Genomic DNA, 19,909 nt, shown 5'->3' with positions numbered 1-19,909 from the left:
TCCAGTACGGAGTCAGCAACACGGTGGTGCCAAAGCCGAGCATCGCCAGCGCAATGGCCGCGGCCAGATACCGGTTGCCATAGCGCAGCCCATTGCCCACCGTCACCCACATCACCACCGCATACACCCAGGCCAGCGGCTCGCCCATCTGGATCATGCCCAGCGCGATCAGCCCGTAGTCGGCCAACATGCCAACCACCCGGCGCAGGTGCGAACGCTGCGGCCGCCACAGCAGCCAGCCCAGCAACAACAACGACAGGCCCAGCCCGGTCAGCGCCGTGGCCAGCACGCCGTGGTATTGGTCCAGCAGATGGTTGCGCGCCCCGGCAAGCAGCACATACAGCAGGATCAGCGAAATCAGCGCGATCCGCACGACCACCTGCCCGTGCTCGGTATCCGGACGTTGCGCCAGCCGGCGCTTCAGCCACGGGTACAGGGGCTGCATCTCACATTCCCGGGCGGGTCGAGGCGGTCGAGTGCTGGGCGCAGATCTCTTCCAGCTGCTCGCGGCCCTTCATCAGCGCATCCACGCAGCGCGGGTCGAACAGGCGGCCGCGCTGCGCATACAGGTAGGCCATGGTGGCTTCCATCGTCCAGGCTTCCTTGTACGGACGCGGCGAAATCAGCGCGTCGAACACATCGGCCACCGCCACGATCCGCGCTTCCAGCGGGATCGCATCGCCGATCAGGCCATCGGGATACCCGCTGCCGTCATAGCGCTCGTGGTGGCGCAGCGCGATCAGCGCGCCGACCTGGATGAAGCGGTTCTGGCTGCCGCTGAGCAGCTCGTAGCCGATCCGCGGGTGCCGGCGCATGATCGCCAGCTCTTCTTCGTTGAGCTTGCCCTGCTTGAGCAGCACCGCATCGGGAATGGCGATCTTGCCCATGTCGTGCAGCGGGGCGGCCATTTCGATCAGCTTGCACTCTTCCTCGGGCAGGCCGAGTTGTTCGGCAATCAGCCCGGCCACGTGCGCCATGCGCTCGAGGTAGGCGCTGGTGCCGGCATCACGGAACTCGATCGCACGGGCCAACCGCGACAGGGTTTCGCGTTCGCGCTCTTCCACTTCGTGCATGCTGGCCAGCAGGCGCTGCTCCAGCGACAGCGCACGCTGTTTGACGTTTTCCGATTGCTGGCGCAGCTGCAGCAGGTTGTAGCAGCGCGCGCGCAGTTCGCGCGGGCGGATCGGCTTGACCAGGAAATCGATCACGCCCGCTTCCAGCGCGGCCTGGCGGATGGGTTCGTCGCCGACCACGGTGATCAGGATCACCGGGATGTCGCGGTGCTTGGGCAGGCGGCGGAACCGGCGGGCGAATTCCAGCCCGTCCATTTCCGGCATGCGGTAGTCGAGCAGCAACAGGTCGACCGGGTGCGACTCGCACCAGGCCAGCGCGGTGAGCGGGTCACCGAAGTCGTGCACGCTCAGTTCGGGCGCGATGTCCTCGATGACATGACGCAGCATGGTGCGCGCGGACGTCTGATCGTCAACGATGACAATATTCAAGGCTGCTTCCGCCGTCTTCCTGGACCACACTGGAACATGCTGCGGAAAGGATACTCCGCCACTCTGCACACTGGCACCTTGCATGGATCCGCCTCCCGTCGCGATCGCCCGGTTCATGATCGTAGCCGCAGTGTGATGCGGGCGTCACGCCCGCTCCCTGCCCGATCATTGCCTGGCCATCACGCCGAACTGCCCGGATGACCACGCAGAAACGATACGCGCGCGGCCACGGCAGCGGAACCCCGCCCGGGATGCCCGTGCCGGGCACCCGGACGTACGTCTCAGTTTTCCGGACGCATGTAGGGGAACAGCAGCACATCACGAATCGAACTGCTGCCGGTCAGCAGCATCACCAGACGGTCGATGCCGATGCCCAGGCCGCCGGTCGGGGCCATGCCGTACTCCAGCGCACGGATGTAATCGGCGTCGTAGTGCATGGCCTCGTCGTCGCCGCCCTCCTTGGCCGTCACCTGGGCCTGGAACCGGGCCGCCTGGTCTTCCGGGTCGTTCAACTCGGAGAAGCCGTTGGCCAGCTCCTTGCCGTTGATGAACAGCTCGAAGCGGTCGGTGTAGCCCGGCTGGTCGTCGTTGGCACGGGCCAGCGGGGAGACCTCGACCGGGTGGTCGGTGATGAAGGTCGGCTGCACCAGGGTGTGCTCGACGGTGGCCTCGAAGATCTCCAGCAGCAGCTTGCCCCAGCCGTAGGACGGCTTGATGCGGATCTTCAGGCGCTCGCAATGGGCGGCCAGCGCGTCGCGGTCGGTGCAGTCGGCGGCGCTGATGTCCGGGTTGTGGTGGCGCACGGCCTCGTCCATGCGCCAGCGGCGGAACGCCGGGGCCAGGTCGATGGTGGCACCGTCCCACTCCACCGTGGTGGTGCCCAGCACCTTGCTGGCCACGTCACGGATCACGCCTTCGGTCAGGTCCATCACTTCGGTGTACGTGGCGTAGGCCTCGTACAGCTCCATCATGGTGAATTCCGGGTTGTGGCGGGTGCTCACGCCTTCGTTGCGGAAGTTGCGGTTGATCTCGTACACGCGCTCCAGCCCACCCACGACCAGGCGCTTGAGGTACAGCTCCGGGGCCACCCGCAGGTACAGATCCAGGTCCAGCGCGTTGTGGTGGGTGGTGAACGGCTTGGCCGTGGCGCCGCCGGGGATGTAATGCATCATCGGCGTTTCGACTTCCAGGAAGTCGCGGCTGTCCAGCCAGGCGCGCATGGCGCGGATGATCCGCGAGCGCTTGATGAACACCTCGCGCGACTCCGGGGTCACGATCAGGTCCACGTAGCGCTGGCGGTAGCGCTGCTCCACGTCGGCCAGGCCGTGCCACTTGTCCGGCAGCGGGCGCAGCGACTTGGTCAGCAGGCGGATGCTGGTGGCCTTGACCGACAGCTCGCCGGTCTTGGTGCGGGTCAGCCCGCCTTCCACGCCGATGATGTCGCCCACGTCCCAGCCCTTGAAGGCGGTGTAGGCATCGCCCAGGGTGCTGCCCTGCAGGAACAGCTGGATGCGGCCGGATTCGTCCTGGATCTGGGCGAAGCTGGCCTTGCCCATCACGCGCTTGGCCATGAGGCGGCCGGCCATCTTCACCTGGCGGTCGGTGGCTTCCAGCGCTTCGGCGGTCCACTGTTCGGCGTCGGCGAACTCTGCCTGCAGGGTGCCGGCGAACTGCTCGCGGCGGAAATCGTTCGGGTAGGCGATGCCCTGCCCGCGCAGGGCGGTCAGTTTCGCGCGGCGCTCGGCGATGAGGCTGTTCTCGTCGACGGGGGGCTGCGGCGCGGCGGTCTGATCGTTCATGGCGTGGGTCTATGTATGTCGGGGGGAGGTACGGTCCCCGCCATCATGCCGATGGTCGGGGCGGATTGCGAAACCGGGCGTGGCCCGGGCACAACGGATCGGGGCCGCGCGCGGCGGCCCCGACGGTCAGGCGTCGGTGCGTTTGGCACCCACGGCCAAGCCGGACTTCAGGCTGGCTTCGACGAATTCGTCGAGGTCGCCGTCCAGCACCTTCTGCGTGTCCGACCGTTCGATGCCGGTGCGCAGGTCCTTGATACGGCTCTGGTCGAGCACGTAGTTGCGGATCTGGCTGCCCCAGCCGATGTCGGACTTGGTGGCTTCCACGGCGTCACGCTCGGCGTTGCGCTTCTGGATTTCCAGCTCGTACAGCTTGGCGGCCAGCATCTTCATCGCGTTGTCGCGGTTCTGGTGCTGGCTGCGGCCGGTCTGGCAGGCCACGACCGTGTTGGTCGGAATGTGCGTGATGCGCACCGCCGATTCGGTCTTGTTGACGTGCTGGCCACCGGCACCGGAGGACCGGTACACGTCGGTGCGCAGGTCGGCCGGGTTGATGTCGATTTCGATGTTGTCATCGACTTCCGGCGACACGAACACCGAGGTAAAGCTGGTGTGGCGGCGGTTGTCCGAATCGAACGGCGACTTGCGCACCAGGCGGTGCACGCCGGTTTCGGTCTTCAACCAGCCATAGGCGTAATCGCCTTCGACGCGCAGCGTTGCCGACTTGATGCCGGCAACGTCGCCACCGGACACCTCCATCAGCTCGGTCTTCCAGCCGCGCGATTCGCACCAGCGCAGGTACATGCGCAGCAGGATCTCGGCCCAGTCCTGGGCTTCGGTACCACCGGCGCCGGCCTGGATGTCGACGAACGCCGCGGCGTTGTCCATCTGGCCGGAGAACATGCGCTGGAATTCCAGCTGTTCGACGTGCTTCTGGTACTTGTCCAGGTCGGCGACCACGGCCAGGGCGGTATCTTCGTCCTGTTCGCTGTCGGCCAGTTCCAGCAGTTCACCGGACTCGGACAGGCCATCCAGGATCGTGGCGATGCCGCCCACGGTCTTTTCAAGGTTGGCGCGTTCGCGGCCCAGGTTCTGGGCGTATTCGGCGTTGTTCCAGATATCCGGGTTTTCCAGTTCCCGGGTTACTTCTTCCAGACGCTCTTTCTTGGCGTCGTAGTCAAAGATACCCCCTGAGCGACAGCACGCGATCGGTGAGATCGGTGATGCGCTGGCGGACAGGATTGAGCTCGATCATGTCGGCAATTAGTGCGTGCGAAAAGACTGTCCATCATAGCCTATCCGGGGCTTTCCGGCCGCAACGGCCGGCGGCGCTGGCGCCCGGGCGGGCCGTGTCGGCGATCGGTGAACACGCCGGGCGGGCCAAAGGGTAGACTCCTGCCGCGCCCGGTGGCCCCCGCCAGCGGTCGCCCCCAATACCACCTACATGGAGCTTTACCCGATGAGGAAGTCATCCTCCGCTGTTCTGCTGGCCCTGGCCTGCTTCGCCGCTGGCAACGCCTCGGCCATCGACCTGAAGTCGCTGGCCGGCACCGGCATGAAGGCCGGCCAGGCCCTGACCCTGTCCGATGCCGACGTGGCCAAGGCCGCCGACCAGGCCTGCGCGTACATGGACAAGGACAACAAGGTCGCCCCGGCCAACAGCCCGTACGCCCAGCGCCTGGCCAAGATCACCCAGGGCCTGGCCAACGAAGACGGCCTGAACCTCAACTTCAAGGTCTACCTGACCGAAGACGTCAACGCCTGGGCGATGGCCAACGGCTGCGTGCGCGTGTACTCGGGCCTGATGGACATGGCCTCCGACGACGAAGTGCGCGGCGTGATCGGCCACGAGATCGGCCACGTGAAGCTGGGCCACAGCAAGACCAAGATGCGCACTGCCATGCTGACCTCGGCCGGTCGCGACACCCTGGCCGCCTCCGGCAACGCCAATATCGCCGACCTGACCCAGGGCCAGCTGGGCGAGTTGGCCGAAGGCTTCGTCAACGCCCAGTTCTCGCAGAAGGAAGAGAGCGCGGCCGACGAGTACGGCTACCGCTTCATGAAGCGCCACAGCTACGACCCGGCCGCGCTGGCCAGCATGTTCCGCAAGCTGTCCAGCGAAGGTGGCCTGATGTCCTCGCACCCGGGCTCGGAAGCACGTGCCGGTCGCATCGACGCGATGATCAAGAAAGACGGCAAGCGCTGAGCTGCCTGACGGCATCCCGGTCTGCCGGGATGCCACGCCGGCTGGCGGCGCTCCGCCGTCAGCCGGTGGCCTGCGCCGCCAATGCCTGGCGGAATGCCGGCAGCTGCCGACGACTGCAGGGCACCCGCCCGCCATCGTCCATGTGCAGCAGCGCCTCACCGCCGTCCAGGGGCTCGATCGAGACCAGCCGGCGCACGTTTACCACCCAACTGCGGTGGGCACGCACGAAGGTCGCCGGATCCAGCCGCTCCTCCAGCGCCGCCATGGTGCTGCGCAACGGATAGTCATGCCCGCGCACGCGCAGGTTGACGTAGTTGCCGGCGGCCTGGGCGTATTCGATATCGGCGGTGGCCACCAGGAAATCCCGGCCCAGCTTGCGCACCAGGAAGCGTTCGGGGCGCTCCACGGCCTGGGCCTCCTGCGGCGGGGCATCGTCGGCGACGGCCAACAGGTGCGCCTCGCCCTGCCGACGCCGCCCGAACCAGCTGAAGAAGTGTTCGATCGCCACGAAGCTGAAGAACGCACGCACATCCTTGAGGTACTCGTACACCAGCCGCGTCGGCCAGGGGGAGCCGTCTTCGTAGTGGTGGCCCAGCGCCGCATAGGACACGTGACGGATGGCCATCATCCCCACCACATGCACCAGCGACCACGCCACGCTGGCCAGCAGGTACGCCGGCAGCCGTCGCTTCCAGGTATCGGCGTGCAGTGGCCAGCGCTTGCAGCCCCACCACAGCAACGGCTGGGTCAGCAGGATCATGACGACACTGCTGAGCTCCCAGATCATCGGCTCCCACAGTGCCAGGCCATCGCCACGGCGCTGGGCGTCCATCACCTCGACGAAGGCATTGGCGACCGCAGTAGTGAGCAGGATGGCCGACCAGACCAGGAAGCGGGTGGCGGGGCGCCAGCGCACCGGCGCGGCGGGGGCCATGACAGGGTCCATGCAGAAGGGCCGGGGGAAATAGGGGCAGACACGGGATTGTAGCCGCCTGCCCCGGTGCAGACAGGGCGACGTCATCCGTGTCGCCCTGCCCTGCGTTCTGTCGGCCCGCGGTGACGTGCTAGCGCACCTCGAACTCGCCGACGAGCACGGTATCCGCGCGGTCCTTCAGGCGCATCGTGACCTGCTGGTCGCGCTGCTTGCCGGTGCCCCAGTGCGTGCTCAGGCGCAGGCTCAAGGTGGTGGCCCCGGTGACCAGCTGTTCGCGGCTGCCGAAGAAGTTCGCCTCCACCTTGTACTTGCCGGGCTTGGCATCGCGCAGCGAGAACTGCTCCGGCCCGTAGCCGCCGGTGAAGTCCTGCGACATCTGCCCGCCCTGGTAGGTGAGACGATTGCCGTAGTAGGCGCGCTCGCCGTTCGGATCGGTCACCCACAGATCCATGTCGCTGTTGTCGCTGTCCCAGCTGAGCACCACCCGCAGGTCCAGCGGCAGCGCCCGGCGCAGGCGCGGATCGACGGCGCGGGCATCCACCCGCTCGCGCGCCGCCAGGGTGTTGAGTTCGTCCAGGGCGATCAGCGAGATGCCATCGAAACGACTGTCCCAGGGCCGCACCACCACCTCGTTGAGCGCGTCCAGCGCGGGCTGGTACTGGCCGCTGGCCTCCAGCGCCAGGCCCAGGTCGCGGAAGCTCTGCGGCTCTTCCTCGCCCAGCCGCAGTACCTGGCGGAACACCGGCACCGCCAGGTCCGGCGCATTGGCCTGCATCAGGCGGTAGCCCAGCACGCGCAGCACATGGCGGTTATCCAGCTGCATCTCGGCCAGGTTGGACAATACGCGCAGGCCCAGCTCGCGCTGTCCGGCGGCCAGCAGCAGATCGGCTACGTCCAGGTAGAACGCGCTGCTGTCGCTGTGCTGCTCGCGTTCGGCCAGGTACAGCGCGTACAGCTGCGCCGGTGCGGCACCGCGCAGGCGACGGGCATAGGCCGAATCGGGTTCCCAGGCGGCCAGCGTGACGGCGATGGCGCCGCTGTTGGCGCTGCGGCTGCGCTTGCTGCCGGCGCCGGCGACCGCCTCCAGGTTGCCCTGCGGCGCAGCGTCCAGTGCCATCGGCGCCGGCGGTGCGGGCGGCGACGGCGGGGCAACCACGTCATTGGCGCGCGCCTCCATGTATACCGTCGCATCCGCAGCGGCAACCGCCATGGGCGCGGCCATGGGCGCGGCCTTGGTCAGCACCGGCTGGGTCGCGGGCGTCCCCTTGGGCCAGCGCGTATTCCACCAGCGCTCGCGTTCGGCGAACTGCGCCGCGATCTGATCCAGCCGTCGCGCACGTGCCTGCTGTTCGTCGTCGATGCGCACCGCATGCAGGCGGTCGTAGTCGGCGCGCAGCGGTGCCGGGGCGCGGATGCCATGGCGCAGGTAGTCGCCCAGGGTCTCCAGCACCAGCAGCGAGGTATCCGCACCGACCATCCCGAACTGCTGCGACAGCGTGCCGATCACCGCGGCGTTGCCCACCGGGTCGGCCGCGTAACCGGCCAGCGTGGCGCTGGCCCAGGCCTGGGCCACCAGCCCACCGTCCAGGGCGCGCGAACCGGCCAGCGGGATCCGTTGGGTGTGGTCGCGGCCATCGGCCAGGCGCACCTGCACCTCCACCACGCCATCAGCGCGCTGCACCCGGCCGGACACCCGCACCCAGCCCTGGCTGGCCGCGCTCGCGTCGGCTACCAGCTGGTCCACGCCGGTACCGCGCAGCGCCACTACCTGCGCCGGTTGCTGCAGCAACAAGGGCAGCACCGCCTCAACCTCGGCCGCGCTGGACAGCACCAGTGTCTGGCCGTGGTGGGCACCGGTCCACGCACGCAGGCGTGCGCCGTCGGTGCGCGCGCCGGCGCTGCTGAGCGCGTACAGGCGCTGACCTGAGGCCAGTGCCGGCGGCGCCGGCGTGCCGTAGTTGGAGAGGCCGTCACTGACCAGCAGGTACTCGCCGACGTCGGCGCGCGGCGTCCACGCGCCAAGCGCGCTGGCGCCGTCGAGCGGCAGGCCGGTCAGGTACGTCCTCAACGCACTCCAGTCGCCGCCCTGGATACGGAAGCGGCGCGAGGGCTCGGCGCGGTCGCGCAGCACGGTCAGGTCCACCTCGCCCGTGCCCAGCGCACCGAAGTAGCGATCCAGCACCGCGAATTCCGCGGCCCGGTCCCGCTGGCGCGCCGAACCGGACGCGTCCCACACCAGCCCCACCCGCCTGGGCAGCACCCGCGGCGTAGCCTGCGCCGGCACCGGCACCTGCGCCAGCAGATAGCGCTGCCCCTCGTGCAGGCCGGTGACCACGTCGGGCTGCCGCACCAGCGGCAGCCGCCACAGCACCTGTGCCGGCAATGCATCACCGCGCCCCTGCCACTGCGCAACATAGGCGCCCTGTTCGGGGCCGAACTTCCAGGGCGACGGCTGGATCGCCGTGGGGGCACCGGTGCCCCGGGCTTCCATCCGCAGCACCACTTCCTCGGCGCCCCGTGCGAACTGCAGCGGCATGGCCCAGCGCAACCCCTGTGCATCCACCGGCAGGGTGTCACGGAAGGTGAGCACGATGCGGCGGCTGCCGTGGGCCGGGATCGGGTACACGCGCAGGCGGAACTGGTTGCCCGCGGTCTGCTCCAGCAGGCCCGGGTCGACCCGGCGCCGCTCGATCGCCTCGAAGACCTGGCGGCCCTGCGCCTTGGGGACCGGCACCGCGTCGCGGAGCACGCCGTCGATGTCCAGCGCGAACCCGGCCACCTGCTGGCCGTCGGCCAGCGGGAATTCGAGCTGCCCTTCCAGCACGCGGCGGTTGGGGTTGAAGAAGGTCATCTCGATGCGGGTCTCGCCCAGGCCCGCCACCACGCGGCTGTCCAGGCGCACCTGGCGCAGCTGCACCGGCACCTCGGCCCCGGCCACCTGCAGCACCGGCGTCACCGGCGGCGGACGCGGCGCCGTGCGTGCCTGCGCGAGGCCGGCCTGCGTGCCCAGCAGCAGCATGCCCAGCATGCCGATCCCACGAAGTGTGCGTTGCATGTGACGCTCCTGATTGGATGACAGCAGGTTGAACGGACCATGCCGGCAAACGGGGTTGAGCCGCTGCAAGGCTTGGCGTGTCCGCCGCAGTGGGCCAAGATGCCGCTCCCCCATTGCGTCATTACAAGGATGTCCCGCATGCGCCTGTCCGCCCTGCTCCCCCTGCTGATGCTGGCCCCGTGGCTGCCCGCCCACGCCGCACCCGCCGCCGCCGTCAGCGGCCTGAGCTTCACCCACAACGACTGGACGCTGGCCTGCGACAACACCCGCACCTGCCGCGCGGCCGGCTACCAGAACGACGAGGACGGTGGCAATGCACCGGTGTCGATCCTGCTGACCCGGCTGGCCGGGCCCGACCAGCCGGTCAAGGCCGAGGTGATGCTCGGCCAGTACGACGAAACCAAACTGCCCAGGCAGTTGTCACTGCAGATCAACGACACGAAGCTGGGCGCGCTGGCGTACAAGGCCGCGGACGGCACCGCCGTGCTCTCGCCGGCGCAGGTGAAGACCTTGCTGTCCACCCTGACCGGCACCAGCAGGATCGTGCTGACCGGCAACGACGGCAAGCGCTGGACGGTGTCCGATCGCGGCGCCTCGGCGGTGCTGTTGAAGATGGACGAGTTCCAGGGCCGGCTGGGCACGCCGGGCGCGCTGGTCCGCAAGGGCACCAAGGCGGAAAACACGGTGCTGCCGGCCGTGACGATGCCGGTGGTGAAGCTGGCCAAGGTGGTGCCGACCCGCCCCGCCGATGAAGCACTGGGCGAATCGAAGGCACTGCGCGCTGCGCTGGCCGCATCGACCTCGGCCGACGACTGCGAGGCCCTGCACCCGGGCGACAGCGTGATCTCCAATGAAGGCCCGCAGGAGATCACCGTGCAGCGCCTGAGCGCGGACAAGCTGCTGGTCTCGCAGGCCTGCTGGCGCGCGGCCTACAACACCGGTGACGGCTACTGGGTGGTCAACGACCGCGCCCCGTACCAGCCCCGGCTGGTGACTACCTCGGGCGCGGGCGATGACGTGCGCACCATCGGCGAATCGCACAAGGGCCGCGGCCTGGGCGACTGCTTCTACAGCACCACCTGGGGCTGGACCGGCACCCAGTTTGTGAAGACTGAAGTCTCCAGCACCGGGCTGTGCCGGCTGGTCACGGCCGGCGGCGCCTGGGAAATGCCGACGTTGGTGACCAAGGTGCAGGAGTAAACAGCGGCACCGGTGCTGCGCGCCTCGCGCGCAGCATTCACACGTCGGCGCAGTGCTCCACGATCAGCTGGATCGCGCCGCCGCCGCGATAGTCATCGCTGACCAGACGGTAGGCGATATGCACATGATTGGCCGGGGCGGTGCCCTTCCAGCCACTGAAGTGGATCGCATTGATCGGTTCGGCACGGCCAGGCACGCGCAGGCTGAGTTTCAGGTGCTTCTCCTTCAGCACCTGCCAGCGCGCCACCTGGAAGTAACCGTCGAACAGCGGCTCGGGGAAGCCCTGCCCCCACGGGCCGGCCAGGCGCAGTGCTTCGGCGTGGCGGAAATCCAGCTCCCCCGGTGCCAGCTCGCCATCGCTCAGCAGCAACTGCTGCAGCGAGGCCGGGTCCATGCTGGATTCGACCACGGCCACGAACGCCCGCTGGAAATCCTCGAAGCGTGCGTGCGGCAGGCTCAGTCCCGCCGCCATGGCGTGGCCACCGAACTTGTCGATCAGGCCCGGGTGCGCGGCATTGACCAGCGCCAGCGCGTCACGGATGTGGAAGCCGGGGATCGAGCGTGCCGAGCCACGCAGTGAATCGCTGCCCGGTTCAGACGGGGCAAACGCAATCACCGGACGATGCAGGCGGTCCTTCATCTTCGAAGCCACCAGCCCCACCACGCCCGGATGCCACTCGGCATCGAACAGACACGCGGCGATCGGGCGTTCGCCTTCGGCAGTGAGCATCGCGCGCGACACCGCCAGTTCGGCGTCGTCGGTCATCAGCTGCTGCACCGCGCGGCGCTCGGCGTTGATCTGCTCCAAGGTCCGGGCGATCTCGCGGGCCTGGCCGCGGTCTTCGGTGAGCAGCAGTTCGATGCCCAGCGCCATGTCTTCCAGGCGCCCGGCGGCATTCAAGCGCGGGCCCAGCGCGAATCCGATGTCGGTGGCGCTCAGCCGTGCCGGATCGCGGCCGCTGGCCTCGATCAGGGCCTGCAGGCCCACGCAGCCCTGCCCGGCACGCAGGCGGCGCAGCCCGGCCGCGACCAGCGCACGGTTGTTGGCGTCGAGCGCCACCAGGTCGGCCACGGTGCCCACCGCGACCAGGTCCAGCAGGGTCAGCAGGTCCGGCTCGCGGGTCGCGGCAAACGCCCCCTGTTCGCGCAGGTGGCGACGCAGCGCCATCAACACGTAGAAGATCACGCCCACGCCGGCCAGCGCCTTGCTGGGGAAGGCATCGCCGCTGATGTTCGGGTCCACCAGCGCGTCGGCCGGCGGAAGCAATTCGCCGGGCAGGTGATGGTCGGTGACCAGCACTTTCCAGCCCAGCGCCTTGGCCGCCGCGACGCCGGCATGGCAGGCAATGCCGTGGTCGACGGTGACCAGCAGGCCCGGCTGCAGGTGCGCCAGGTCGGCCACCAACGACGGCGACAGGCCATACCCGTGCAGGATGCGGTTGGGTACCGCGTGCACCACGTCGCGTGCGCCGAGCATGCGCAGCCCGCGCACACCCACCGCGCATGCCGTGGCGCCGTCGCAGTCGAAATCGCCCACCACCAGAATGCGCGCGTTGCTGGCAATCGCCTCGGCCAGCAGGTTCACTGCAGCCTGCATGCTGCCCATCAGCTCCGGCGCGTGCAGCTGCGCCAGCTTTGGCTGCGCCTGCGCCGCATCGGTGACACCGCGTGCGGCATACAGGCGCTGCAGCAGCGGCAGCATGTCGTCGGGCCAGCCAGCCACGGGCACTGCGTCGCGACGCTGCAGGGTGACGGCGTGCGTGGTGGTCGGGGAAGCGGAGAGCGGCGCAGCAGCGGCGGTGGAAGACATCGGCATCGCCGGGTTGCAGAGAGTGCCGCCATGATACCGGCTGGCTCCGGCAGCTGCGCTGCGGGTGTATCGGTCGACACGTGCGTTCCCGTGCATGCGCCGATGTTGGATACTCCCTGCCCGCTTCCACCCGGCTTTTTCATGCCTCTCTCTGCATTGCCGCTGCGCCTGGCCATGGCCCTCTCGCTGGCACCGGTCACCGCCGCGACGGCTTCCTCACTGGGTACGTCGTTCTTCGAGCACGATTGGCTGCTGGCCTGTGACAACACCCGAACCTGCCGCGCCGCCGGATTCAGCGCCGACGCACCGTTGGCCTTCAGCCTGCTGCTGGAACGTGCCGGCGGGCCGGATACCCCGGTCACGGTGATGCTGGGCTACGTGGACGGCGCCCAATACGGGGATGCCGGTGAGAAGACGCCGGCGCCCAGGCCCACCGGCGCGCTGCAGCTGCGCGTGGACGGCCGTGCGCTGGGTACGGTGGTTCCCACGCAGCCCGAGGCACCGGCCACGCTCAGCCATGCGCAGGTCGAGGCGCTGCTGGTCGCGCTGCGGCGTGATGCGCCCATCGCGATCGTTGATGCGGCCGGCAGCGCCTGGCCCATTTCCAACCGCGGTGCCACGGCCCTGCTGCTGAAGATGGACGCGGCGCAGGACCGGCTCGACACCCCCGGTGCGCTGATCCAACGCGGCACCCGGCCGGAGTCGAGCGTACCGCCGGCCTTGCCCAGGCCGGTGCTGAAGAATCCGCCACCGCTGGCGGAAACACGGCCGAACGATGCGGCGCTTGCCGAACGCAAGGACCTGATGGACGCGCTGTTGGCCGGCCGCGACATGCAGGCGGTGTGCGCATGGCAGGAGGATCGGGTTGAATCGACGTCACTGGACGTGCACCGGCTGGACGCGGTGCACCTGCTGGTGTCGATGACCTGCCACGGGCCGGGCTACTACGCGAGCGGACCGAGCTGGGTGATCCGCGCGCAACCGCCGTTCGAGCCGGCGCTGGTCACCACCGCGCACGTGTTCCTGCGGCCTCCGGACGCGGTGCTCTACGAAGAGAGGGACGAGCGGACGCTGGGCCGCTGCGGGTTCGGGCGCTACTGGGTGTGGGATGGCACGCGGTTCGTGGTGAGCCGCGAATACGTGACCGGGCTGTGCCGGGCCATGCCGGGCGGCTTCTGGCACCTGGCCACGTTCGAGACAGAATTGCGCTGAGCCCTGGCGCTGGCCAGAGGCAGGAACGCCGACCCTCGGTCGGCGCTGTACTCAGGTGTCGTGAAGCTGGACCGGCTTCTTCCAGAAGCGCCAGCGCTGGCCCTTGTCGATCTCGAAGCGCACGCCGTCCTCGAAATCCAGCACCAGCCGACGCAGCTCGCCGCGCTGCAACGCCGACAGCAGCGGGCGGATCGCATCGTTGCCTAGCTGCTCCAGCGAACGCAGCTGGCGCAGGTCGACCAGCGCATCCACCTGCTGTTCGCCATCGGCATGCACGCCGGCCGCGCGGGCCAAGGCCTGCAGCAGCGACTCCCGGCTGCGCACCTGGGCATGCGGGGTCTGTACCGCCTGCGGCAGCTCGCCGCCGCCCCAGAACCACAGGGAGTTGATCGGCCGTTTGCCATCGGCGACCCGCTGCTGGTTCCAGTCATGGGTGTGCAGCACCACCTGCGCCTCGGTCAGCAGCGCGCGCCAACGGCGCCCGGCGTCGCCCTCGGGCAGGTGGGCGAACAGGTCATCGCCCAACACATCGTCGGGCGTGTCGAACTCGGGAAGGTGGGTGCCCGGTGGCAGGCGCAGGTACCAGCGTGAGGGTACCGGCGCATCGAGGGTAAACCCGAAACCGGCAAACAGCGGCTGCAGGGCCGGCAGTAGCTGCGCCGCGTCCTGTGCATCGGGCCGCAGCGTGTCGCCGTGGCCCATCATCCGCGCGCCCTGCATGTCCGGCACCACGTTGGCCGGGTCGGCACGCAGCCAGATCGCATCGGCGGCATCGCCCACGTCAAGCTGGCGGGTCAGCGCGGCCACCGGCCAATGCGCCGGCTGCAGCTGGAAATGCCGCTGCAGCTGGGCACGCTCGCCGGCCTGGACACTGCTGCGCTCGGCCCGCCCCAGCGCCTTTGCCACGTCATCGGGCAAGGGCGCGGCGGGAAAACGGCTGCGGGCCGGCAGCAGCAGCGTCGCGGTGGCCATCGTTTCAGTCCAGGTACTGGACGCTGACGATTTCGTACTCGCGCTGGCCGGCCGGTGCGTCGATGGTGACCGCATCGCCTTCCAGCTTGCCGATCAACGCACGCGCCAGCGGCGAGGAGATGGCGATCAGGCCAAGCTTGATGTCCGCTTCCAGGTCACCCACGATCTGGTAGCGCTTTTCCTCGTCGCTTTCCACGTCCGACAGCTCGACGGTGGCACCAAACACCACCTTGCTGCCAGCGTTGAGCTTGGTGATGTCGATGATCTCGGCGTGCGAGAGCTCGCCTTCCAGCTGCTTGATGCGGCCTTCGATGAAACCCTGCTCCTCACGCGCGGCGTGGTACTCGGCGTTCTCCTTGAGATCGCCGTGTTCGCGCGCTTCGGCGATCGCCGCGATGACCTTGGGGCGCTTGACCGACTTCAGGTGGTCCAGCTCTTCGCGCAGACGCTGCGCGCCCTTCAACGTGATCGGTGCTCTCATGCGTTCAACTCCTTGTGCAGTTCCTGCAGCGACCAGACCGGGCCGGTCCCGCGGAATTCCAGTGATTGCACCAGCGCCTTGGCGCCGGCAATGGTGGTCGAATAGGTGACGCGGTGCTGCAGCGCCTCGCGACGGATCGAGAACGAGTCGTTGATCGCCGCACGCCCTTCGGTCGTGTTGACGATATACACGATCTCGCCGTTCTTGATCGAGTCGACGATGTGCGGACGGCCTTCGACCACCTTGTTGACGATCTCGCAGTCCATGCCGTGCTGCTGCAGCCACGCACCGGTGCCACGGGTTGCCACCAGCGTGTAACCACGCTCCAGCAGCAGCTTGGCCACCGGCAGCACGCGCTGCTTGTCCGGGTCACGCACCGACACGAACGCCTTGCCCAACGGCGGGGCCTTGATGCCACCGGCCTCCTGCGCACGTGCGAAGGCGGCGCTGAAGCTGCGGCCCACACCCATCACCTCACCGGTGGAGCGCATTTCCGGCCCGAGGATCGGGTCGACGCCCTGGAACTTGGCGAACGGGAAGATCGCTTCCTTGACCGAGTAGTAGTCCGGCACGATTTCCTTGGTGGCGCCCTGCTCGGCCAGGGTCTTGCCGGCCATGCAGCGCGCGGCGATCTTGGCCAGCGCCATGCCGGTGGCCTTGGACACGAACGGCACGGTGCGCGAGGCACGCGGGTTCACTTCCAGCAGGTACACGATGTCCTCGCCGTTCTCGCCGGCCTGGATCGCGAACTGGGTGTTCATCAGGCCGACCACGTTCAGGGCCTTGGCCAGCTCCACCACCTGGCGACGCAGCTCGGCCTGGGTTTCAGCCGACAGCGAGTACGGCGGCAGCGAGCAGGACGAATCGCCCGAATGCACGCCGGCTTCTTCGATGTGCTCCATCACGCCGCCGATCAGCACGTTGCCGTCCTTGTCGGCAATGATGTCCACGTCCACTTCCACCGCGTTGTCCAGGAAGCGGTCCAGCAGCACCGGCGAATCGTTGGACACCTTCACCGCGTCACGCACGTAGCGGGCCAGGTCGGATTCGCCGTACACGATTTCCATCGCGCGGCCGCCCAGCACGTAGCTCGGGCGCACCACCAGCGGGTAGCCGATTTCGCGCGCCAGCAGCAGGGCTTCCTGGTCGTTGCGGGCGATGCGGTTCGGCGGCTGCTTCAGGCCCAGCTTGTCCACCAGTTGCTGGAAGCGCTCGCGGTCTTCGGCCAGGTCGATGGAGTCCGGCGAGGTGCCGATCACCGGCACGCCGTTGGCTTCCAGCGCGCGCGCCAGCTTCAGCGGGGTCTGGCCGCCGTACTGCACGATCACGCCCTTCGGCTGTTCGAGCTCGACGATCTCCAGCACGTCTTCCAGCGTCAGCGGCTCGAAGTACAGGCGGTCGGAGGTGTCGTAGTCGGTGGAGACGGTTTCCGGGTTGCAGTTGACCATGATGGTTTCATAACCATCCTCGCGCAGCGCCAGGGCCGCGTGCACGCAGCAGTAGTCGAACTCGATGCCCTGGCCGATGCGGTTCGGACCGCCGCCCAGGATCATGATCTTGTCGCGGTTGCTCGGCGCGGCCTCGCACTCGTCCTCGTAGGTCGAGTACAGGTAGGCGGTGCTGGTGCCGAACTCGGCGGCGCAGGAATCCACGCGCTTGTACACCGGGCGCACCTTGTGCGCACGGCGCAGCGCGCGCACGGCCGCTTCATTGGTGCCGGTCAGTTCGGCCAGGCGGGCGTCGGAGAAACCGGCGCGCTTGAGCTTGCGCAGGCGTGCGCCGTCCAGTGCGTCGATACCATCGGCCGTGACCTGTGCTTCGGCCTGGATGATCTCTTCGATCTGGTCCAGGAACCACGGGTCGATGTGCGACAGCGCGAACACGTCTTCCACGCTGAAGCCGGCACGAAACGCGTCACCCACGAAGAACAGACGCTCCGGGCCCGGGGCCTTCAGCTCGCGCTTGATGGTGGTGATGTCGTCTTCGTTGGCCAGGTCCAGGCCGGTCGGGTCCAGCCCGATCTTGCCGGTTTCCAGGCCACGCAGGGCCTTCTGCAGCGATTCCTGGAAGGTGCGGCCCATCGCCATCACCTCGCCCACCGACTTCATCTGGGTGGTCAGGCGCGCATCGGCGGCCGGGAACTTCTCGAAGGCAAAGCGCGGAATCTTGGTGACGACGTAGTCGATCGACGGCTCGAACGAGGCCGGGGTCAGGCCGCCGGTGATCTCGTTCTTCAATTCGTCCAGGGTGTAACCGACCGCCAGCTTGGCGGCGACCTTGGCGATCGGGAAGCCGGTGGCCTTGGAGGCCAGCGCCGACGAACGCGACACGCGCGGGTTCATCTCGATCACCACCACGCGGCCGGTGGTCGGGCTGATGCCGAACTGCACGTTGGAACCGCCGGTATCCACGCCGATCTTGCGCAGCACGGCGATGGACGCATCGCGCAGGCGCTGGTATTCCTTGTCGGTCAGGGTCTGGGCCGGGGCCACGGTGATCGAGTCACCGGTGTGCACGCCCATCGGGTCCAGGTTCTCGATCGAGCAGACGATGATGCAGTTGTCGGCGGTGTCGCGCACCACCTCCATTTCGAATTCCTTCCAGCCCAGCACCGACTCTTCGACCAGCACTTCGGTGGTCGGCGACAGTTCCAGGCCGCGGGTCACGATATCGACCAGCTCTTCGCGGTTGTAGGCGATGCCGCCGCCGCTGCCGCCCAGGGTGAAGCTGGGGCGGATGATGGTCGGGTAGCCGACGCGGGTCTGGATCTCGATCGCTTCTTCCAGCGTGTGCGCGACGGCGGCCGACGGGCAGTCCAGGCCGATCTCGCCCATGGCCACGCGGAACAGCTCGCGGTCTTCGGCCATGCGGATCGCGTCGCGCTTGGCGCCGATCAGTTCAACGTTGTACTTCTCCAGCACGCCGTTGTCGGCCAGGTCCAGTGCGCAGTTCAGCGCGGTCTGGCCGCCCATGGTCGGCAGCAGTGCGTCGGGCTTTTCCTTGGCGATGATCTTCTCGACCGTCTGCCAGTTGATCGGCTCGATGTAGACGGCGTCGGCCATCTCCGGGTCGGTCATGATCGTGGCCGGATTGCTGTTGACCAGCACCACGCGATACCCCTCGTCACGCAGCGCCTTGCAGGCCTGCGCGCCGGAGTAGTCGAACTCACAGGCCTGGCCGATGACGATCGGGCCAGCACCGATGATGAGGATGGTTTTAAGGTCAGTGCGCTTGGGCATTGTCTTCTCTAAGTCAGTACAGCGTGTCGGGGTGATCGCACGCTGTCGATCAGGAAACTTCCGGGGGTGCAGCGCCGCGCCAAGGGCTGCGGCACTGCAGGGACTCGCGTTCCGTCGCGATGCCGCCGGGGTCGCCGGCGGCGGCGGATCAGGCCTTGGCCTGCGCCATCAGGGTCACGAAACGGTCGAACAGCGGCGCCACGTCGTGCGGACCCGGCGAGGCTTCCGGATGGCCCTGGAACGAGAACGCCGGCACGTCGGTACGTGCGATGCCCTGGTTGGTGCCATCAAACAGCGAGCGGTGGGTCACGCGCAGGGTGGCCGGCAGCGTGGCTTCATCCACCGCGAAGCCGTGGTTCTGCGACGTGATCATCACCCGGCCATCGTCGAGGTCCTGCACCGGGTGGTTCGCGCCGTGGTGGCCGTGGCCCATCTTGACCGTCTTGGCGCCGGAGGCCAGCGCCAGCAGCTGGTGGCCCAGGCAGATGCCGAACACCGGCAGCTTCTTGTCCAGGAACACCTTGATCGCCTCGATCGCGTAGTCGCACGGTTCCGGGTCGCCCGGGCCGTTGGACAGGAACACGCCGTCCGGGTTCATCGCCAGCACGTCGGCGGCCGGGGTCTGCGCCGGCACCACGGTGATGTCGCAGCCACGCTCGGCCAGCATGCGCAGGATGTTGAGCTTTGCGCCGAAGTCGTAGGCCACCACGTTGAATCTGGGCGCGGCGCTGACGAACTCGTTGTTGTCCAGGTCCAGCTGGCCTTCGGTCCACGGGTAAGCCTTGTCGGTGCTCACCACCTTGGCCAGATCCATGCCCTTCAGGCCGGGGAACTTGCGTGCGGCTTCCAGGGCCGTGTCCACGTTGAGGCCCTCGCCGGCCATCAGCGCGCCGTTCTGGGCGCCGCGTTCGCGCAGAATGCGGGTCAGCTTGCGGGTATCGATACCGGAGATGGCCACCACGCCGCGCTGCAGCAGCCAGTCCTGCAGCGACACCTGGCTGCGCCAGTTGCTGGGACGGCGCGGCACGTCGCGCACGATCAAACCGGCCGACCACACCTTGTGGGCCTCGTCGTCCTGGTCGGTCATGCCGGTGTTGCCGATATGCGGGTAGGTCAGCGTGACCATCTGCCGGGCGTAGGAAGGATCAGTCAGCACTTCCTGATAACCGGTCATGGCGGTGTTGAACACCACCTCGCCGACGGACAGGCCGGGCGCGCCTACGGATTCGCCCTCGAATACGGTGCCGTCTTCGAGGACGAGGATTGCGGCTTGGGTCACGGAGATCTCACTTTGGCTACCGATGGGGGCACCGAAGTCACGCCTGCGCTCCACGAAAAAGCGGCTGCAAAAAAGCGCGGACTGCGGTGCGGGACCGGTCCGGCTGTCGTGATTCGGCGAGCGGGAATTGTAAAGGCAAGGGGGCTGCGACGCCAGCGTTTACATGCATGCGCTGACGTACGGGCGCAATCACCGCGCCCGGGGTTCAGCCAGCGCACCGCTC

Annotated in this window: 13 protein-coding genes; 3 read left to right on the top strand and 10 right to left on the bottom strand. The window is 68.1% G+C overall.

Annotated elements, in window-relative coordinates; genetic code table 11:
* Positions 1–446: 446 nt before the first annotated feature.
* From rpfG to prfB, 3 genes are all read right to left on the bottom strand, one after another.
* A complete protein-coding gene (rpfG, locus tag ABIA71_RS04555; protein ID WP_038688550.1) occupies positions 447–1,586 on the bottom strand; it encodes a cyclic di-GMP phosphodiesterase response regulator RpfG in 1,140 nt (379 codons plus the stop codon).
* Positions 1,587–1,783: 197 nt separating this feature from the next.
* Positions 1,784–3,301, bottom strand: coding sequence for a lysine--tRNA ligase (gene lysS / locus ABIA71_RS04550; protein ID WP_354283502.1), 1,518 nt, complete (start codon positions 3,299–3,301; stop codon positions 1,784–1,786).
* Positions 3,302–3,427: 126 nt separating this feature from the next.
* Positions 3,428–4,553, bottom strand: a protein-coding gene (gene prfB / locus ABIA71_RS04545; RefSeq protein WP_102100629.1) for a peptide chain release factor 2 whose coding sequence is annotated in 2 segments (ribosomal slippage) — positions 3,428–4,477 and positions 4,479–4,553 — 1,125 coding nt in all. Because the reading frame shifts where the segments join, the coding sequence is not laid out codon by codon here.
* Positions 4,554–4,757: 204 nt separating this feature from the next.
* Between prfB and ABIA71_RS04540 the strand changes: the two genes are divergently transcribed.
* On the top strand, positions 4,758–5,504 hold the full coding sequence (locus ABIA71_RS04540; RefSeq protein ID WP_354283498.1) for a M48 family metallopeptidase: 747 nt from the start codon (positions 4,758–4,760) through the stop codon (positions 5,502–5,504).
* 58 nt (positions 5,505–5,562) lie between these two features.
* Here ABIA71_RS04540 and ABIA71_RS04535 read toward each other — a convergent pair whose 3' ends face one another.
* Both ABIA71_RS04535 and ABIA71_RS04530 read right to left on the bottom strand, forming a co-directional pair.
* Positions 5,563–6,438 (bottom strand): LytTR family DNA-binding domain-containing protein, encoded by an 876-nt coding sequence (locus ABIA71_RS04535; RefSeq protein WP_354283496.1) that lies wholly within the window; start codon positions 6,436–6,438, stop codon positions 5,563–5,565.
* A 130-nt stretch (positions 6,439–6,568) separates the two neighbouring features.
* Positions 6,569–9,493 carry a DUF2135 domain-containing protein gene (locus ABIA71_RS04530; protein WP_354283494.1) on the bottom strand — a complete coding sequence of 975 codons (2,925 nt, stop codon included), beginning with the start codon at positions 9,491–9,493 and terminating at the stop codon, positions 6,569–6,571.
* A 138-nt stretch (positions 9,494–9,631) separates the two neighbouring features.
* Here ABIA71_RS04530 and ABIA71_RS04525 point away from each other — a divergent pair, with 138 nt between their 5' ends.
* Positions 9,632–10,693: a DUF1176 domain-containing protein gene (locus tag ABIA71_RS04525; protein WP_354283492.1), complete on the top strand. Its 1,062-nt coding sequence runs from the start codon at positions 9,632–9,634 to the stop codon at positions 10,691–10,693.
* A 37-nt stretch (positions 10,694–10,730) separates the two neighbouring features.
* On the opposite strand, the gene recJ is transcribed toward ABIA71_RS04525, so the two are convergent.
* A complete protein-coding gene (recJ, locus tag ABIA71_RS04520; RefSeq protein WP_354283490.1) occupies positions 10,731–12,503 on the bottom strand; it encodes a single-stranded-DNA-specific exonuclease RecJ in 1,773 nt (590 codons plus the stop codon).
* A 141-nt stretch (positions 12,504–12,644) separates the two neighbouring features.
* On the opposite strand from recJ, the gene ABIA71_RS04515 reads away from it, so the two are divergent.
* Positions 12,645–13,715 carry a DUF1176 domain-containing protein gene (locus tag ABIA71_RS04515; protein WP_354283488.1) on the top strand — a complete coding sequence of 357 codons (1,071 nt, stop codon included), beginning with the start codon at positions 12,645–12,647 and terminating at the stop codon, positions 13,713–13,715.
* A 51-nt stretch (positions 13,716–13,766) separates the two neighbouring features.
* Here ABIA71_RS04515 and ABIA71_RS04510 read toward each other — a convergent pair whose 3' ends face one another.
* From ABIA71_RS04510 to carA, 4 genes are all read right to left on the bottom strand, one after another.
* Positions 13,767–14,687 (bottom strand): phosphoglycerate mutase, encoded by a 921-nt coding sequence (locus ABIA71_RS04510; protein ID WP_354283486.1) that lies wholly within the window; start codon positions 14,685–14,687, stop codon positions 13,767–13,769.
* A 4-nt stretch (positions 14,688–14,691) separates the two neighbouring features.
* Positions 14,692–15,156 (bottom strand): transcription elongation factor GreA, encoded by a 465-nt coding sequence (gene greA / locus ABIA71_RS04505; RefSeq protein ID WP_026069738.1) that lies wholly within the window; start codon positions 15,154–15,156, stop codon positions 14,692–14,694.
* Positions 15,157–15,164: 8 nt separating this feature from the next.
* Positions 15,165–18,407 (bottom strand): carbamoyl-phosphate synthase large subunit, encoded by a 3,243-nt coding sequence (gene carB, locus ABIA71_RS04500; RefSeq protein WP_354283484.1) that lies wholly within the window; start codon positions 18,405–18,407, stop codon positions 15,165–15,167.
* Positions 18,408–18,555: 148 nt separating this feature from the next.
* On the bottom strand, positions 18,556–19,686 hold the full coding sequence (carA, locus tag ABIA71_RS04495; protein ID WP_354283482.1) for a glutamine-hydrolyzing carbamoyl-phosphate synthase small subunit: 1,131 nt from the start codon (positions 19,684–19,686) through the stop codon (positions 18,556–18,558).
* Positions 19,687–19,909: the final 223 nt, after the last annotated feature.

This window comes from Stenotrophomonas sp. 2619, assembly GCF_040548725.1.
Lineage (GTDB): Bacteria > Pseudomonadota > Gammaproteobacteria > Xanthomonadales > Xanthomonadaceae > Stenotrophomonas > Stenotrophomonas maltophilia_AP.
The sequence above is the reverse complement of the archived record's forward strand: the minus strand, read 5'-3'. Positions and strand labels throughout refer to the sequence as shown.

Bases quoted from the DNA above. Each gene is read 5' to 3' on its own strand.
- rpfG (WP_038688550.1), bottom strand. From the start codon at position 1,586: ATGCAAGGTGCCAGTGTGCAGAGTGGCGGAGTATCCTTTCCGCAGCAT.
- lysS (WP_354283502.1), bottom strand. From the start codon at position 3,301: ATGAACGATCAGACCGCCGCGCCGCAGCCCCCCGTCGACGAGAACAGC.
- ABIA71_RS04540 (WP_354283498.1), top strand. From the start codon at position 4,758: ATGAGGAAGTCATCCTCCGCTGTTCTGCTGGCCCTGGCCTGCTTCGCC.
- ABIA71_RS04535 (WP_354283496.1), bottom strand. From the start codon at position 6,438: ATGGCCCCCGCCGCGCCGGTGCGCTGGCGCCCCGCCACCCGCTTCCTG.
- ABIA71_RS04530 (WP_354283494.1), bottom strand. From the start codon at position 9,493: ATGCAACGCACACTTCGTGGGATCGGCATGCTGGGCATGCTGCTGCTG.
- ABIA71_RS04525 (WP_354283492.1), top strand. From the start codon at position 9,632: ATGCGCCTGTCCGCCCTGCTCCCCCTGCTGATGCTGGCCCCGTGGCTG.
- recJ (WP_354283490.1), bottom strand. From the start codon at position 12,503: ATGTCTTCCACCGCCGCTGCTGCGCCGCTCTCCGCTTCCCCGACCACC.
- ABIA71_RS04515 (WP_354283488.1), top strand. From the start codon at position 12,645: ATGCCTCTCTCTGCATTGCCGCTGCGCCTGGCCATGGCCCTCTCGCTG.
- ABIA71_RS04510 (WP_354283486.1), bottom strand. From the start codon at position 14,687: ATGGCCACCGCGACGCTGCTGCTGCCGGCCCGCAGCCGTTTTCCCGCC.
- carB (WP_354283484.1), bottom strand. From the start codon at position 18,407: ATGCCCAAGCGCACTGACCTTAAAACCATCCTCATCATCGGTGCTGGC.